We start from the raw sequence: 14,888 nt of genomic DNA, 5'->3' as shown, positions 1-14,888 counted from the left end.
TAACCACCAACAACGACCCACCCCCGTTCTGACCGGGACGGACTGACACGGCCTGTCCGGGGTAAACCCTCGCGTAGCTGCTCGCGTAGCTGCTCCCGTTCGAGCCGACAGACTCGCGTCTCGCCGCTCACCGCGGTCAGCTCCCGCGTGACACCGACGCCCGCGACTGGCCACGCACCTAGTCAGAGCACGACGACCACGGACCCGCGTCACAGCACGACGACGAAGATGCCTCCGTCGCCCGTCCCCGCGGCAATGACACGGCCACGTTGAGGATCTCGGCGCCGTTCTGGGTCAGCGTTTCAGACAGGTAGTGGTTCTTGATCGCGATCTCGGTGGTATGCGGGGGCATCAGCGCCAACGCCGCGGCAGCGCGTGCCGCTACCGGGGCGGCCCGGACGGCTTCGAGAGCGTGAGGGTTGCGGTCATGGGACCGGTGAACGACAAAACCCCCGACCGCGTTACCGCGTGTCAGGGGCTTGTCGTCGCTGTCTCAACGAGTGTCCGGAGGGGGACTTGAACCCCCACGCCCGATAAAGGGCACTAGCACCTCAAGCTAGCGCGTCTGCCTATTCCGCCACCCGGACAGGTGGTGCTGCCGCCGGTTGGAACCGGTCTTGCGACCGCTTCCGTCTTGCTGGGCAACGCCAGAAAAGATAGCACGCGCTCGGGGCCGGATCCGAACCGGGAGGCCCGCCGGACCGCCATTGGTGACCGATGCCACACTCGCGGCGTGGGTTGGTCAGAAGACCGGCTTGCCTCCCGTGACACCGAGGACGGTGCCCGAGACATAGCTCGCCTCGTCGCTGGCGAGATACACGAAAGCCGTGGCGACCTCGACCGGCTGCCCGGGACGACCCAGCGGCGTGGCCTTGCCGAACCCCTCGACGTCGGGCTTGGTGGCGGGCTGTAGCGGCGTCCAGATCGGGCCCGGTGCCACGGCGTTGACGCGCACGCCCTTCGGTCCCAGCTCGGCCGCCATGTTCACGGTGAGGTTGTTCAGTGCCGCCTTGGTCGCGGCGTAGTCCATGAGGGACTCGGACGGCTCGTACGCCTGGATGGAGGTGCAGTTGATGACGCTCGCGCCCGCTGTGAGGTGGGGGAGGGCCGCCTGCGTCAGCCAGAACGTCGCGAATACGTTGGTGGCGAAGGTCTGCTCGAGCTGGGCTGCTGGGACGTCCTCCAGCCCACCCGGTTGGGCCATCTGAAAGCCCGCATTGTTCACAAGCACGTCCAGGCCGCCGAGGGCGTCGACGGCCTTGCTCATCAGGGCGACGTTGGCCTCCTGGGTGCGCTGGTCGGTGGGCAGCAGCACGCAGGTGCGCCCGGCCGTCTCAACGTGCTTCTTCGTTTCCTCGGCGTCGGCCTGCTCCTGGGGCAAATAGGCGATGGCGACGTCGGCGCCCTCCTTGGCGAACGCGATCGCGGTGGCCCGGCCGATGCCCGAGTCACCGCCGGTGATCAGGGCCTTCTTGCCGACCAGACGCTCGCGGCCGGTGTAGCTGGTCTCGCCGTGGTCGGGGACGGGCGTCATGTCGTCGGTGCGCCCCGGCCACTCCTGCTGCTGCTGCGGGATGTTCTTCAGGGCTTCGGTGTCGATGTCCATGCGTGCCAGGATGACCGGCCGGGCGTCGGCCCGCACGCCCGGCGTCGTATCGTCGGGCTCATGGATCCCTTCCCGCTGAGCACGCCCGACGGCACGTTGCTGCTGACCGCCCCGACCTCCGCGGACGTCGACCGGATCACCCAGCTTTGTCAGGAGCCGGAGATCCAGCGCTGGACCACCGTCCCCAGCCCCTACCGGCGGGTGGACGCCGAAGCCTTTACCGGCCAGGTCGTTCCCGCCGGCTGGCGGAAGGACTCGCCCACGTGGGCCGTCCGGACCGTCGGCCCGGACGGGACGGCGACGCTCGTGGGCATGGTCGGCCTCGAGGACGTCAAGCACGGCAAGGGCGAGCTGGGGTACTGGCTCGCGGCCGAGGCAAGCGGCCAGGGGATCATGCACCGTGCGGTTGGCCTCGTCCTCGACGCCGGGTTCGGGCAGCTCGGCCTGGAGGTCGTGCAGTGGCGCGCGGACGTGCCCAACTGGGCCTCGTGGCGGGTGGCCTGGCACCACGGCTTCCGCAAGGAGGGCACGGTCCGGGCGCTGAACCCCTCGCGCGGGCAGTGGAAGGACGGCTGGATCGGCACGCTGCTGCGCACGGACCCGCGCACGCCGTTCGCGCCGTGGGACGGGCCCGGGCGGGCGAGCGACTCGGAGGGGGCGGCGGGCTACACGGCCGGGGCGACCGCCACCGAGCCGACCGCTACCGAGCCGACCGCTACCGAGCCGACCGCTACCGAGCCGACCGCTACCGAGCCGACCGCTACCGAGCCGACCGCTACCGAGCCGGCGAGCTCCCCGGCGGTGGGCAGCCCGGCGGACGGCGCGCCCTCGGCCCGCGACCCCGAGGCCCTCGTCCGCCAGTTCCACCAGACGTACCACCTGCCCGTGGTCGCGGACGCCCCGAGCGTCGACCGGGACCGGGTGCACATGCGCATGGCGCTGGTGGCCGAGGAGCTCGCCGAGCTCGTCGAGGCGGTGTACGGCGAGGCCGCGGGCGCCGAGATGGCCGCCGCGTTCACCCGGGCCGTGGCGGCCGACGACGGCACGCGGGACACCGTCGAGGCCGCCGATGCGCTGGGTGACCTCACATATGTCATCTACGGCATGGCGCTTGAGTGCGGCATCCCACTCGAGGACGTGCTCGCCGAGATCCAGGCCTCCAACCTCTCCAAGCTGGGTGCCGACGGCCGCCCGATCTATCGCGAGGACGGCAAGGTCCTCAAGGGCCCCGGCTTCTTCCCGCCCGATGTCGTGGGCGTGCTGGCCCGGCACGGGTACCGGTCGCCCTCGCGCCACTGACCCGGCGGCGGGCCGCGCCCGCCGGACAGCCGTACCACGCCGTCAGGCCCCGCTGGGCGGGCCGGCGACCCGGAACGGTCCCGGACACACACCGGTCCTGAGCCGAACGACGGCACAATGGCGGCATGCCTGCTGATGCCGCCCCCACCGCCGCGACCGCCATGCTCGACGCGTCCAACCCGTTCGCCGCGCCGTCGACGCTGGCCTACGGACTGCCCGACTTCGCCGCGGTCCGTACGGAGCACTTCCGGCCGGCCATCGCGGCCGGCATGGCAGCGCAGCGGGCCGAGTGGGAGGCGGTGGCCACGGACGAGGCCGTTCCGGACGTCCGGAACACCCTCGAGGCGATCGAGCGCTCGGGCACGCTGCTGCGCCGCGTCATGGCCGTGTTCCACACCCTGGCCAGCTCGGTCGGCGGGGACGAGATCCATGCCATCGAGTCCGAGGTCGCCCCCCAGCTCGCCGCGCACGGTGACGCGTTCTGGCTCGACCGGCGCCTCTACGGGCGGCTCGAGTCCCTCGCCAACGCGACGGCGCTGCTCGACCTGGATGCGGAGACGGAGTGGCTGCTGCAGACGTACCGCAAGAACTTCCGGCGCGCCGGCATCCGGCTCGGCGACGCGCAGCACGAGCGGCTGCGCGAGCTCAACGGCCGGCTCGTCAGCCTTGAGACCGAGTTCTCCCAGCGCGTCGTCAAGGCCATGGAGGCGGGCGCCGTCGTCGTCGACGATCCGGCGCAGCTCGCGGGACTGGACGCGGGCACGGTCGCGGGCCTGGCGCGCAACGCCGCCGAGCGGGCGGGCCTGACGCTGGCGGTGCCCGGGGCGGCCCACCTGATCACCCTGCAGCTGCCCACCCAGCAGCCCCTCCTCGCCCGGCTCACGGACCGCGGCCTGCGCGCCCGCCTGCTCGCCGCGTCGACCATGCGCGGCACCGGCGTCGACGCCGCCTCCGACACGCGGGCCACCCTCCTCGAGATCGCCCGGCTGCGGGCGGAACGCGCCCGGCTGCTCGGGTACGCCCACCACGCGGCGTACGTGGCCGAGGACGGCACCGCCTCCACGACCGAGGCCGTCTCGGAGATGCTCGCCCGGCTGGCCGCACCGGCCGCCCGCAACGCGGAGCGTGAGGCCGCCGAGCTGCGGCAGGTGCTGGCGAACGACCCGGCCGCCGGGACGGGCGCGGCCCTCGTGGCGTCCGACTGGGCCTACTACGCCGAACGCCTCCGCAAGGAGCGGTTCTCGGTCGACGACGCCGTGCTGCGCCCGTATCTCGAGCTCGACCGCGTGCTGGCCGACGGCGTCTTCTTCGCCGCCAACCGGCTCTACGGCCTGACCTTCCGCGAGCGGCCGGACCTGGCCGGGTACGCCGACGGGGTGCGGGTGTGGGAGGTGCTCGAGGAGGACGGTACGGGTCTCGGGCTCTTCGTCGGCGACTGCTACGCCCGCGCCGGCAAGCGCGGCGGCGCGTGGATGCACAACCTCGTGGACCAGTCGCACCTGCTCGGTGAGAGGCCGGTGGTGGTCAACAACCTCAACCTCACGGCGCCGCCGCCCGGCGAGCCGACGTTGCTGACCTGGGACGAGGTGCGCACGTGCTTCCACGAGTTCGGCCACGCGCTCCACGCCCTCTTCTCGGACGTGCGCTACCCGTCCCTCTCCGGGACCTCGGTGCCCCGCGACTTCGTCGAGTACCCCTCGCAGGTCAACGAGATGTGGATGGAGAACCCCGCGGTCGTCGCCCGCTTCGCGCGCCACCACGTGACGGGAGAGCCGTTGCCCGCGGAGGTGCTCGAGAGGGTCCTCTCGGTGGGCGCGCACGGGGAGGGGTTCGCGACCACCGAGTACCTCGGGGCCGCCCTGCTCGACCAGGCCTGGCATCAGGTCACCCCCGAGCACGTGCCCACCGACGTCGCCGACGTCGAGATCTTCGAGCGTGAGGCGCTCCAGCGGGCGGGGGTGGGGCTGGAGCTGGTGCCGCCGCGCTACCGCTCCACCTACTTCAACCACACCTTCGGTGGCGGGTACGACGCCGGCTACTACTCCTACATCTGGTCCGAGGTGCTCGACGCCGACACCGTGGAGTGGTTCAAGGAGGAGGCCACTGACGGCGACGGCGGGCTCAACCGCCGCGCGGGTGGGCGGTTCCGGCGGGCGCTGCTCTCGCGCGGGTACTCCCAGGACCCGATGGCCTCCTTCCGGGACCTGCGCGGGCGGGATCCCGTCATCGACCCGCTCCTGGTGCGTCGCGGGCTCACCGACTAGCACGACCCGCCCGGCCCATCCGGTCGCCCGGCCCATCCGGTCGCCCGACCGGTCTGGTCGCCCGCCTGCGCGCGTGCCGACCGGCGCGTGTCGCCTCATCATGGATGGCGGGCGCCGGGACGGGCCGGCTGCGGCTCGCCTGCGCCCAGGCAAAGCCAGTCCGGGCGCCGCCACGCCGGCGCACGGCAGCACCCGCCGTCGCAAAGGGGTTCAGAGATGAGCACGCCGACGCCTGTACCCGCCCGCACCGCCAAGCAGGACCGCTCCGCCCTGCTGGGGGCCATGTTCCTCATGGCCACCAGCGCCATCGGCCCCGGGTTCATCACCCAGACGACCAACTTCACCGTCCAGCTCGGTGCGGCGTTCGCGTTCGCCATCCTCGCGTCGGTGGTCGTCGACATCTGCGTCCAGCTCAACGTGTGGCGCGTCATCGGGGTCAGCGGGCTCCGCGCGAGCGCGCTCGGCAACCGGGTGCTCCCCGGCGTGGGCGTGCTCCTCTCGGTCCTCGTCTTCGCCGGCGGCCTGGTGTTCAACATCGGCAACACCGCCGGCGGCGGCCTCGGCATCAATGCCACCTTCGGGCTGGACCCGACCATCGGCGGCGTCATCACCGCGGTGATCGCCATCGCCGTGTTCCTCAGCCGACGCGCCGGCATCGCCATGGACCGGATCGTCGTCGTGCTCGGGGCCCTGATGATCCTGCTGACGCTCTACGTCGCGATCGTCTCCCAGCCCCCGGTCGGCCAGGCCCTGAAGAACATGGTGCTGCCCGAGAAGGTGGACTTCTTCATCATCACCACCCTCATCGGCGGCACGGTCGGCGGGTACATCACGTACGCGGGGGCGCACCGCATGATCGACGCCGGCGTCCACGGTCCAGAGAGCATCCGGCAGATCAGCCGCAGCTCCGCCATGGGCGTGGTCATCACCGGCCTCATGCGTTTCCTGCTCTTCCTGGCGATCTTCGGCGTCGTCGCGGGCGGGGCGCAGCTCGTCGGGGAGAACCTCGCCGCCAAGGCGTTCGGCATCGCGGCCGGCGAGCTGGGCCTGCGGCTGTTCGGCGTGATCCTGTGGGCCGCCTCCATCACCTCGGTCATCGGCTCCGCGTACACGTCCATCTCCTTCATCACCCGGCCGACGACGGCCCCGCGCACCCGCAGCCTCCTCACCTGCTTGTTCATCGCCGTCAGTGCGGCGATCTTCGTCCTGGTGGGGCAGACCCCCTCGGCGCTGCTCATCTTCGCCGGGGCCTTCAACGGCCTGATCCTGCCCATCGGGTTCGCCGTCATCCTGTGGGTGGCGTGGCGGCGCCGGGACCTCCTGCACGGCTACCGCTACCCGCGCTGGCTGCTGGCCCTCGGCGTGCTCGCCTGGCTGCTCACCCTCTACTTCGGCTACAACTCCCTCGCCGGCATCTCGGCCCTGTGGAAGTGATCGCCATGACCTCCTCGACAGTTTCGCCCGCCGACCTCGCCGACGTCGCGGGGCTCGCGCCCGCCGCGGCGCGCGGCCTCTTCCGGGAGGGGCTCGTCACCCCGACCGCGGGGTGGTCGCACGGCTACGCCCAGGCGAACCTCATCATCGTGCCGCGCGAGCACGCCTTCGACACCCTGCTCTTCGCCCAGCGCAACCCCAAGCCCTGCCCGATCCTCGGGGTCCTCGACGCCGGGGAGGTCAGCGGCCCGCTGTTGCCCGGTGGGGACATCCGCACGGACCTCCCGCTCTACACGGTGTACGAGCACGGCGAGAAGGTGGAGGACACCACGGACATCCTCGGCCGCTGGCGGGACGACCTCGTGACCTTCATCGTCGGGTGCAGCTTCACGTTCGAGACGGCGCTGCAGGACGCGGGGATCTCCATCGCCCACATCGAGCAGGGGGTGAACGTGCCGATGTACCGCACGACCACCCGCTGCGCCGGCGCCGGCAGCATGTCCGGCCCGCTGGTGGTGTCCATGCGGCCCATCCCGGCCGGCGCCGTCGCCGACGCGGTCCGCATTACCGCGCGGTACCCGGCCGTGCACGGCGCCCCCGTCCACGTGGGCGACCCGGAGGCCCTCGGCATCCGCGACCTCGCCGTCCCGGACTTCGGGGACCCCGTGACCATCGCCGACGGCGAGATCCCCGTCTTCTGGGCGTGCGGGGTCACGCCCCAGGCCGCCGTCATGGAGTCGAGGCCGCCGCTGGCCATCGGGCACGCCCCCGGGCACATGCTGATCACGGACGCGAGGGACTCGGCCTACCAGGTGCCGTGACGGCCGCGGCCCTGAACGAGGGAGCGTTGGCCGCCGGCCTCAGGCCTCGATGAGGGCGAGCGTCGCGCCGGCCGTGACCCGGTCCCCGGCGGCGGCCCGGGGCTCGCCGAGGACGCCGTCGCGGTGCGCGGTCACCTTGGTCTCGGTCTTCATGGCCTCCAGGAGCAGGACGGCGTTGCCGCGCGTGACCTGCGCGCCGGGCTCCACGAGCCACCGGACCACCGTGCCGCCCATGGGGGCGGTCAGGGCCGCCGCGTCTTCCGCCACGGCCGGGCCACCGCCGCGCTCACCGCCGCCGTCCTGGCCGCCTCCGTCCTCGCCCCCGCCGGCGGACCGCGCCGTCGCCAGGCCGGCGAGCAGGTCCGCGGGCAGGCCCAGGACCACCCGGCGGCCGTCGACGTCGATGACCACGCGGCGCCGGCCCGCGCCGGCCGGCCCCTGCGCGAAGTCCGGGTCGGCAGGGACGCGGGTGGCGAACTCGTCCTCGATCCACGTGGTGTAGATCCCGAGCCCGTCGGGCGAGGCGAAGTCCGGGTCCGTCAGGACGGCGCGGTGGAAGGGCAGGACGGTGGCGACCCCGGCGATCTCCATCTCCGCCGCGGCCCGGCGCGCGCGGCGCAGGGCCTGCTGCCGGTCGCGGCCGTGCACGACCACCTTGGCGAGGAGGGAGTCGAAGTCCCCGGAGACGACGGAGCCGGCGCGGACACCGGTGTCCACGCGCACGCCCGGCCCGCTGGGGGCGTCGAAGGTCGTGAGCGTGCCCGTCGAGGGCAGAAACCCCCGGCCGACGTCCTCCGCGTTGATCCGCAGCTCGATGGCGTGCCCGACCGGGTCCGGGTCGGCGACCACGGGCAGCACCCCGCCGTCGGCGACGGCGAACTGCAGCTGGACGAGGTCGTGCCCGCTGGTGACCTCGGTGACGGGGTGCTCCACCTGCAGGCGGGTGTTGACCTCGAGGAAGGACAGGACCCCGTCGGCGCCGAGGAGGAACTCCACCGTCCCCGCGCCGACGTACCCGGTCTCGGCGCAGATGGCGCGCGCGCTCTCGTGGACGCGGCGGCGCTGCTCCGGCGTGAGGAAGGGGGCGGGGGCCTCCTCGACCAGCTTCTGGTGGCGGCGCTGCAGGGAGCAGTCCCGGGTGCCCATGACGACGACGTTGCCGTGGGTGTCCGCCATCACCTGCGCCTCCACGTGGCGGGGCCGGTCGAGGAACCGCTCGACGTAGCACTCGTCCCGGCCGAACGCGCCCCGGGACTCCCGCTGCGCCGAGGCAAAGGCGTCCTCGACGTCGTCTAGGTGGCGGACCACGCGCATGCCGCGCCCCCCGCCGCCGAACGCCGCCTTGATCACGACGGGCAGCCCGTGCTCCTCGGCGAAGCGGTGGGCCGCGGCCGGCGTGGGCACCGGCCCGTCGCTGCCCGCCACGAGCGGGGCCCCGACGCGGCGGGCGATCTCACGGGCCTGGACCTTGTCGCCGAGCACGCGGATGGCCTCCGGGGGCGGGCCGATCCAGGTCAGGCCGGCGTCCAGGACCGCCTGGGCGAAGGCGGCGTTCTCGGCGAGGAAGCCGTAGCCGGGGTGCACGGCGTCGGCGCCGCTACGGCGCGCCACATCCAGGAGCTTGCCCGCGTCGAGGTACGTCGCGGTGGCCGAGGAGCCCTCCAGGGCGTACCCCTCGTCGGCGAGCTGGACGTGCAGGGCCGCGGCGTCGGGGTCGGCGTAGACGGCGACGGAGGCCAGGCCCGCGTCGGCGCAGGCGTGCACGACCCGGACGGCGATCTCGCCGCGGTTGACGATGAGAACCTTGCGCACGGGTGGCCTCCTTTCACCGCGCCGGGCGGCCGGGGTCGACGGGCGCGAACCGGATCTCGTCCCCCGGGCGCACCTGCGCGAGCCGGTCGAGGTCGGCGTCCCGGACGACGGCGATGACGGGGTAGCCGCCGGCCGTGGGGTGGTCGGCGAGGAAGACCACCGGCAGGCCGGAGGCGGGGATCTGGACGGCCCCGGCGACGGTGCCCTCGCTGGGCAGCTCCTCCGCCCGCGCGCGGGCGAGGGGCTCGCCGGCCAGCCGGAGGCCGACGCGGTTGGACTGGTCGGTGACCGTCCACGCCTGGGCGTACAGACGTCTCAGCGACTCGGCGGTGAACCAGTCCTGGCGGGGGCCGGGCACGACGGCGACCGTCACGGTTCCGTCCGGCCAGTCCCGTTCCGGGTCGGGCAGGGCGACGACGGCGCCCGGCCGGGGCGCGAGCACGGCGAGCGTGGCCCCGGCCTCCAGGGGCGGCGGCCCGATCCCGGACATCGTGTCGGTGGCCCTGCTGCCCAGGACCTCCGTGACGTCGAGCCCGCCGCGGACGGCGACGTAGGCGCGCAGCCCCGCGGTGGGGTTCCCCACGGCGAGGGTCTGCCCGTCGCGCAGCGCGAAGGGGGCGTCGGTGGGCGGGCGGAGGACGACGGCGTCGTTGTCCGCGAGGACGGCGAGGGGGACGCGGGCGCCGGTGACGGCGAGCACCTGGTCGCCGCGGGCGCGCAGCCGCAGGTCGCCCAGCAGCGTCTCGATCACCGCGGCCCCGCGGTCGTTGCCGACCAGCCGGTTCGCCCGGACGGCCGCGCCGCGGTCGAGCGCCCCCGAGGGGCACACGCCCAGGTCGAGGTAGCCGGGCCGGCCCAGGTCCTCGACGAGGCTCTGCAGGCCGGGCGTGACGACGGTGAGCGCGCCACCGGGCGGGTCGGTGCCGACGGGGGCCTCGGCGTCCGCGGGGGCCTCGACGCCCGTGGGCGCCTCCGCGCCAGCGGGGGCCTCGACGACCTCGCGCACGGCGTGGTAGCGGACGCGGTTGCCGGGTCGGACGAGGGCCGGCTCGGGCCGCCCCAGGTCCCACATGCGCGCGCCCGTCCGGCCGATCAGCTGCCAGCCGCCGGGGGACTCGCGCGGGTAGACGGCCGAGAAGCCGCCCGCGAGCGCGACCGAGCCCGCCGGCACGGACGTCCGCGGGCTCGTGCGGCGGGGGACGTCGAGGACGTGGTTCTCCCCGACGAGGTAGGCGAAGCCCGGCGCGAAGCCGCCGAAGGCCGCCGTCCAGACCTGCCCGGTGTGGGCGCCCACCACGCCCTCGGCGCTCAGTCCGGTGAGCCGGGCCACCTCGGCCAGGTCCTCGCCGTCGTACACGACGTCGATCGTGACCAGCCGGTCGTCCTTGGCGCCGCCGCCCCGCGCGGGCATCTCGGCGACCTGCCGGGCGAGCCGGTCCACCGCGGCCGGGCCCGTGGCGCGCACCAGCACCGTCTCGGCGGCGGCGAGGACGTCGAGCTGTCCGTCGAGGGGGTCGCTGACGAGGGCGGCGTGGAGGTCGACCACCTCCTGCAGGCTCCCGCACTCCACCAGCAGGGCACGGTCACCGACCGGGCGGACGCTGCGTGGGGGAGCGGCGGTCACAGGAAGCTCGTGACCGTGACGCCCGCGTCCTCCAGGGCGCGGCGCACGGCCGTGGCGATGGCGACGGCGCCCGCGGTGTCCCCGTGCACGCACACGCTCTCGGCGTCCACGCCGACGACCTGCCCGTCGATGGTCTCGATCGTCGACTCCTTCGCCATCCGCACCACCCGCGCGGCGATGACGTCGGGGTCGTGGAGGACCGACCCCTCCAGGCGCCGGGAGACCAGCGAGCCGTCGGCGTTGTAGGCCCGGTCGGCGAAGGCCTCGACCACGGGCCGGAGGCCGGCCTGACGCGCCTCCTCCTGGATCACGCTGCCGGGCAGGACCAGGATCGGGAGCGAGGGGTCAAGCGTCCGGATCGCCTCCACGACGGCGCGGGCCTGCTCGCGGTGGTGCGCGATGGTGTTGTACAGCGCGCCGTGCGGCTTGACGTAGCGCACGGACGTGCCCGCCACCGCCGCCATGGCCTGCAGGGCACCGATCTGGTAGATCACGTCGTTCGTCAGCTCGGTGGGGGAGACGTCCATGAACCGCCGGCCGAAGCCGGCGAGGTCGCGATAGGCCACGTGCGCGCCCACGGTCACGCCTGACTCCGCCGCGGCGGTGCACGTGGCGCGGGCGGTGACCGGATCACCGGCGTGGAAGCCGCAGGCGATGTTCGCGCTGGAGACGACCTTCATGATGGCCGCGTCATCGCCCATCGACCACGAACCGAAGGACTCACCGACGTCGCTGTTGAGGTCCATGCGCCCGATTCTCCACCGCCACCGGACCGGCGTCACGCGCTACGGGCCGGGGTCGGTAGCCTGGCGGTATGAGCGCCGAGACCATTCCCAGCCCGGCCCCGGCGAGCACGCGGCCCGAGGACGAGGTGGTCGGCATCTGCCGGGACCTCATCCGCATCGACACCTCCAACTTCGGGGACGGCTCCGGGCCGGGGGAGCGCGCCGCCGCGGAGCTGGTGATGGCGCTGCTGACCGAGGTCGGGTGGGAGCCCGAGCTCGTCGAGTCCGAGCCCGGGCGTGCCAGCGTCCTCCTGCGCATCCCCGGCACCGACCCGGCGCGCCCGGCGCTCGTCCTGCACGGCCACACCGACGTCGTCCCGGCCCACGCCCCGGACTGGTCGGTCGACCCCTTCGCCGGCGAGGTCCGGGACGGGATGATCTGGGGCCGCGGCGCGGTCGACATGAAGGACATGGACGCGATGATCCTCGCGGTCGTGCGGGACATGGGGCGCACGGGCTGGCGGCCGCCGCGCGACGTCGTCGTCGCGCTGATGGCCGACGAGGAGGCGGGCGGCAAGCTCGGCGCGCACTGGCTCGTGGACCACCGCCCGGAGGTCTTCGCCGGCGCCACCGAGGCCGTCAGCGAGGTGGGCGGGTACTCCGTCGAGGTCGACGGCCGGCGGGTCTACCTCCTCCAGACGGCGGAGAAGGGCCTGGCCTGGCTGCGCCTGGTGGCCGACGGCACCGCCGGCCACGGCTCCCAGGTCAACACGGACAACGCCGTCACCCGGCTGGCCGGGGCGGTCCACCGCATCGGCGCGCACAGCTGGCCGATGCACCTGACCGGGACGGTCCGCCAGCTCCTGGCGGGCGTGGCCGACCTGACCGGCACCACGTTCGACCCCGACGACCCGGCCGGCGTCGCGCGCCTGGTCGACGCGCTCGGCCCGGCGAAGAAGTTCGTCGGCGCCAGCCTCGGCCCGGGCGCGAACCCCACCCAGCTCGCCGCCGGGTACAAGGCCAACGTGGTGCCGGGGCACGCCACGGCCGCGCTCGACGTGCGGTTCCTCCCCGGCCAGGAGCAGGAGGTCATGGACACCCTCGCCCGCCTCGCCGGGCCCGGGGTGCGGTTCGAGGACATCCACCGGGACACCGCGCTGGAGGTGCCCTTCGAGGGGGACCTCGTCGACGCGATGGTCGCCGCCCTCGACGCCGAGGACCCGGGCGCCGTCGTCCTGCCCTACCTCCTGTCCGCCGGGACCGACAACAAGGCGCTGAGCCGCCTCGGGATCACCGGGTACGGCTTCGCGCCGCTGCGCTTGCCGGCGGACCTGGACTTCGCCGGCATGTTCCACGGCGTGGACGAACGGGTGCCCACGGACGCCCTGCGGTTCGGCACCCGCGTGCTCGAGCGGATGCTCCGCACCTGCTGATGCCGCGGGGCCGCCCGACCGGCGCCGCTGGGCTGGCGCCAGCGGGCGCCGCTGGACGGCCCCAGCGGGCGCCGCTGGGGCGGCGATACCGGGGGGCGGCGATACCGGCGCCGCGGTCCCGCCGGGTCAGAGCGTGCTGGGGACCTTCATGGCCTTGCGGCGCAGCCACACCTTGCGCGTGCCCCCCACGTAGACCCGCGTCCGCGCCAGCTCCCAGCGGCCGTACTCCGCCTCGTCCGTGAGCAGCCGGCGCACGTCGCCGCGGCTCACCGAACCCGGCAGGGTGACGGTGCGGTACTCGAAATACGTCGTGCCCGACCCGGTGCGCCGTGCCATATCCACGGATCGGTGGTTCATCCTCGGCATGTCCACATGCTCCCCCGCGCTCTCGGTAGACGCGAAATCTACCGTGTCCACGCTGGTCAGGGGCGGGGCTGTGCCACCCCGGCACGGGCGCTACGCTCGGCACATGGCTAATGACCCCCGCGCTGCCCTCGACCGACTGATCGCCGCGTTCGAGGCGCACTACGACGCCGTGGCGGCGGCCCAGGACAGCGACGCGCCGGCCGTGGTGGCGGCGGCGAACACCCTCATGGACGCCTTCGACACCTACGACGACGCGCTGTTCACCGGGTTCGGGGTCGACACCCCCTTCGACATCTACTCCGAGGACGACGACGAGGACGACGACGAGGAGTACGAGGACGACGACCCCCTCGCCGAGGGCGAGCTCGACGACGAGTTCGTCGACGAGGAGGAGTAGGCGCCCGGCGGCAGACCGACACACAACCCGCCGTCGCCCGTCGCCCGACGGCGGACGGCGCCGCGCGCGGCGCCGTCGGCGGTGCCCTCAGAACCGCTCGGGATAGCCGATCTCGATGCCGGTGACCTCGTCGAGGACGCTACGGATCGGCTGGGGAAGCGCGAGGTCGTCGCCGGCGAGCACCCCGCGCAGCTGGCCGGCGGTGCGCGCCCCGGCGATGGCGCAGCTGACCCCGGGCGCGTCGCGCACCCAGGCGAGCGCCACCTCGAGGGGCCCGCGCCCCAGGCCCGAGGCGGCGGTGGTCACGGCCTCGACGACGCCGTGCGCGTGGTCGTTGAGATACGGCTCGACGAAGCCGCGCAGGTGCGGCGACGCGGCCCGCGAGCTCGCCGGGACGGTGCTGCGGTACTTCCCGGTGAGCACCCCGCGCCCGAGCGGCGACCACGCGAGCACGCCGGCGCCGAGCGCCCGGGCGGCCGGCAGCAGCTCCCGTTCGATGCCGCGCTGGAGCAGGGAGTACTCCACCTCGACGGCGGCCAGGCCGGGCGCCGCGCCCGCCCCCGCGGAGAGCAGCGTGGCGGCCTGCGCCGTCGCCCACGCCGGGAAGTTCGACAGCCCCACGTAGCGGGTGCGGCCGGTGCGGACGGCGTGCTCCAGCGCACCGATCGTCTCCTCGATCGGTGTCGAGAAGTCCGGGGACTGCACGAGCCACAGGTCGAGGTGGTCGGTGCCGAGCCGGGCCAGCGAGGCGTCGAGCGTGTCCAGCAGCGTGCCGCGTGAGGCGTCGACCACGCCGCCGCCGTCCGCGGTGCGCCGCGACCGGACGCCGGCCTTGGAGACCAGGACCACGTCCTCGCGGTCCACCGCGCTGGCCAGCAGCGAGCCGATGACCCGCTCGGCGTCGCCGTCGCCGTACGTGGCGGCCGTGTCCACGAGGTTGCCGCCGGCCTCGAGAAACATCTCGAGCTGGTCCGCGGCCTCGTGCGCGTCGGTGTCCCGGCCCCACGTCAGGGTGCCCAGACCCACGCTCGAGACCGTCAGACCCGTGCGACCGACCCTCCGCTGCTGCATAACCCCACGGTAGTGGCCGGTGGGCGCGGCTCCCGC

The 14,888-nt window shown here is 73.9% G+C and carries 12 protein-coding genes and 1 tRNA gene; 6 read left to right on the top strand and 7 right to left on the bottom strand.

Annotated features, from left to right (window positions below):
• Window positions 1-501: 501 nt before the first annotated feature.
• Together EJK16_RS11250 and EJK16_RS11245 are read right to left on the bottom strand one after the other, a co-directional pair.
• Window positions 502-587 (bottom strand) — tRNA-Leu (locus EJK16_RS11250).
• A gap of 155 nt (window positions 588-742) precedes the next feature.
• Window positions 743-1,606 carry an SDR family oxidoreductase gene (locus EJK16_RS11245; protein ID WP_127129266.1) on the bottom strand — a complete coding sequence of 288 codons (864 nt, stop codon included), beginning with the start codon at window positions 1,604-1,606 and terminating at the stop codon, window positions 743-745.
• Window positions 1,607-1,666: 60 nt separating this feature from the next.
• On the opposite strand from EJK16_RS11245, the gene EJK16_RS20250 reads away from it, so the two are divergent.
• The 4 genes from EJK16_RS20250 to EJK16_RS11225 all read left to right on the top strand — a co-directional run bounded on the left by EJK16_RS20250 (window position 1,667) and on the right by EJK16_RS11225 (window position 7,424).
• Window positions 1,667-2,905, top strand: coding sequence for a bifunctional GNAT family N-acetyltransferase/nucleoside triphosphate pyrophosphohydrolase family protein (locus EJK16_RS20250; protein WP_127129264.1), 1,239 nt, complete (start codon window positions 1,667-1,669; stop codon window positions 2,903-2,905).
• 125 nt (window positions 2,906-3,030) lie between these two features.
• Complete coding sequence (locus EJK16_RS11235; protein WP_240645941.1) at window positions 3,031-5,169, top strand: M3 family metallopeptidase; 2,139 nt, start codon at window positions 3,031-3,033, stop codon at window positions 5,167-5,169.
• 216 nt (window positions 5,170-5,385) lie between these two features.
• Window positions 5,386-6,603, top strand: coding sequence for an NRAMP family divalent metal transporter (locus EJK16_RS11230; RefSeq protein ID WP_240645940.1), 1,218 nt, complete (start codon window positions 5,386-5,388; stop codon window positions 6,601-6,603).
• Between the two features lie 5 nt (window positions 6,604-6,608).
• Window positions 6,609-7,424: a putative hydro-lyase gene (locus EJK16_RS11225; RefSeq protein ID WP_127129262.1), complete on the top strand. Its 816-nt coding sequence runs from the start codon at window positions 6,609-6,611 to the stop codon at window positions 7,422-7,424.
• A gap of 39 nt (window positions 7,425-7,463) precedes the next feature.
• On the opposite strand, the gene EJK16_RS11220 is transcribed toward EJK16_RS11225, so the two are convergent.
• From EJK16_RS11220 to EJK16_RS11210, 3 genes are read right to left on the bottom strand one after another with little or no spacing between them, the layout of a single operon-like run.
• A complete protein-coding gene (locus EJK16_RS11220) occupies window positions 7,464-9,236 on the bottom strand; it encodes a biotin carboxylase N-terminal domain-containing protein (RefSeq protein WP_127129260.1) in 1,773 nt (590 codons plus the stop codon).
• Between the two features lie 13 nt (window positions 9,237-9,249).
• The gene (locus EJK16_RS11215; RefSeq protein ID WP_127129258.1) at window positions 9,250-10,860 is read right to left on the bottom strand and encodes a 5-oxoprolinase/urea amidolyase family protein; all 1,611 of its coding nucleotides are present in this window, start codon (window positions 10,858-10,860) and stop codon (window positions 9,250-9,252) included.
• Window positions 10,857-11,615, bottom strand: coding sequence for a LamB/YcsF family protein (locus EJK16_RS11210; RefSeq protein WP_205739723.1), 759 nt, complete (start codon window positions 11,613-11,615; stop codon window positions 10,857-10,859). The genes EJK16_RS11215 and EJK16_RS11210 overlap by 4 nt, the downstream gene beginning before the upstream one ends.
• 59 nt (window positions 11,616-11,674) lie before the next feature.
• Between EJK16_RS11210 and EJK16_RS11205 the strand changes: the two genes are divergently transcribed.
• Window positions 11,675-13,018 carry a M20/M25/M40 family metallo-hydrolase gene (locus EJK16_RS11205; RefSeq protein WP_127129254.1) on the top strand — a complete coding sequence of 448 codons (1,344 nt, stop codon included), beginning with the start codon at window positions 11,675-11,677 and terminating at the stop codon, window positions 13,016-13,018.
• A gap of 126 nt (window positions 13,019-13,144) precedes the next feature.
• Here the strand turns inward: EJK16_RS11205 and EJK16_RS11200 are convergent, their stop codons facing one another.
• Complete coding sequence (locus EJK16_RS11200; protein ID WP_127129348.1) at window positions 13,145-13,354, bottom strand: DUF5703 family protein; 210 nt, start codon at window positions 13,352-13,354, stop codon at window positions 13,145-13,147.
• Between the two features lie 133 nt (window positions 13,355-13,487).
• On the opposite strand from EJK16_RS11200, the gene EJK16_RS19600 reads away from it, so the two are divergent.
• A complete protein-coding gene (locus EJK16_RS19600; protein WP_164737302.1) occupies window positions 13,488-13,781 on the top strand; it encodes a DNA primase in 294 nt (97 codons plus the stop codon).
• A gap of 87 nt (window positions 13,782-13,868) precedes the next feature.
• Here the strand turns inward: EJK16_RS19600 and EJK16_RS11190 are convergent, their stop codons facing one another.
• On the bottom strand, window positions 13,869-14,852 hold the full coding sequence (locus tag EJK16_RS11190) for an aldo/keto reductase (RefSeq protein WP_127129252.1): 984 nt from the start codon (window positions 14,850-14,852) through the stop codon (window positions 13,869-13,871).
• Between the last annotated feature and the right edge of the window lie 36 nt (window positions 14,853-14,888).

It is taken from the genome of Georgenia sp. SYP-B2076, from assembly GCF_003991205.1.
In the GTDB taxonomy this organism is placed as follows: domain Bacteria; phylum Actinomycetota; class Actinomycetes; order Actinomycetales; family Actinomycetaceae; genus Georgenia.
The sequence above is the reverse complement of the archived record's forward strand: the minus strand, read 5'-3'. Positions and strand labels throughout refer to the sequence as shown.

Coding starts and splice junctions, on each gene's coding strand:
- EJK16_RS19600 (WP_164737302.1), top strand. CDS start 13,488: ATGGCTAATGACCCCCGCGCTGCCCTCGACCGACTGATCGCCGCGTTC.
- EJK16_RS11235 (WP_240645941.1), top strand. CDS start 3,031: ATGCCTGCTGATGCCGCCCCCACCGCCGCGACCGCCATGCTCGACGCG.
- EJK16_RS11230 (WP_240645940.1), top strand. CDS start 5,386: ATGAGCACGCCGACGCCTGTACCCGCCCGCACCGCCAAGCAGGACCGC.
- EJK16_RS11200 (WP_127129348.1), bottom strand. CDS start 13,354: ATGGCACGGCGCACCGGGTCGGGCACGACGTATTTCGAGTACCGCACC.
- EJK16_RS11190 (WP_127129252.1), bottom strand. CDS start 14,852: ATGCAGCAGCGGAGGGTCGGTCGCACGGGTCTGACGGTCTCGAGCGTG.
- EJK16_RS11225 (WP_127129262.1), top strand. CDS start 6,609: ATGACCTCCTCGACAGTTTCGCCCGCCGACCTCGCCGACGTCGCGGGG.
- EJK16_RS20250 (WP_127129264.1), top strand. CDS start 1,667: ATGGATCCCTTCCCGCTGAGCACGCCCGACGGCACGTTGCTGCTGACC.
- EJK16_RS11245 (WP_127129266.1), bottom strand. CDS start 1,606: ATGGACATCGACACCGAAGCCCTGAAGAACATCCCGCAGCAGCAGCAG.
- EJK16_RS11205 (WP_127129254.1), top strand. CDS start 11,675: ATGAGCGCCGAGACCATTCCCAGCCCGGCCCCGGCGAGCACGCGGCCC.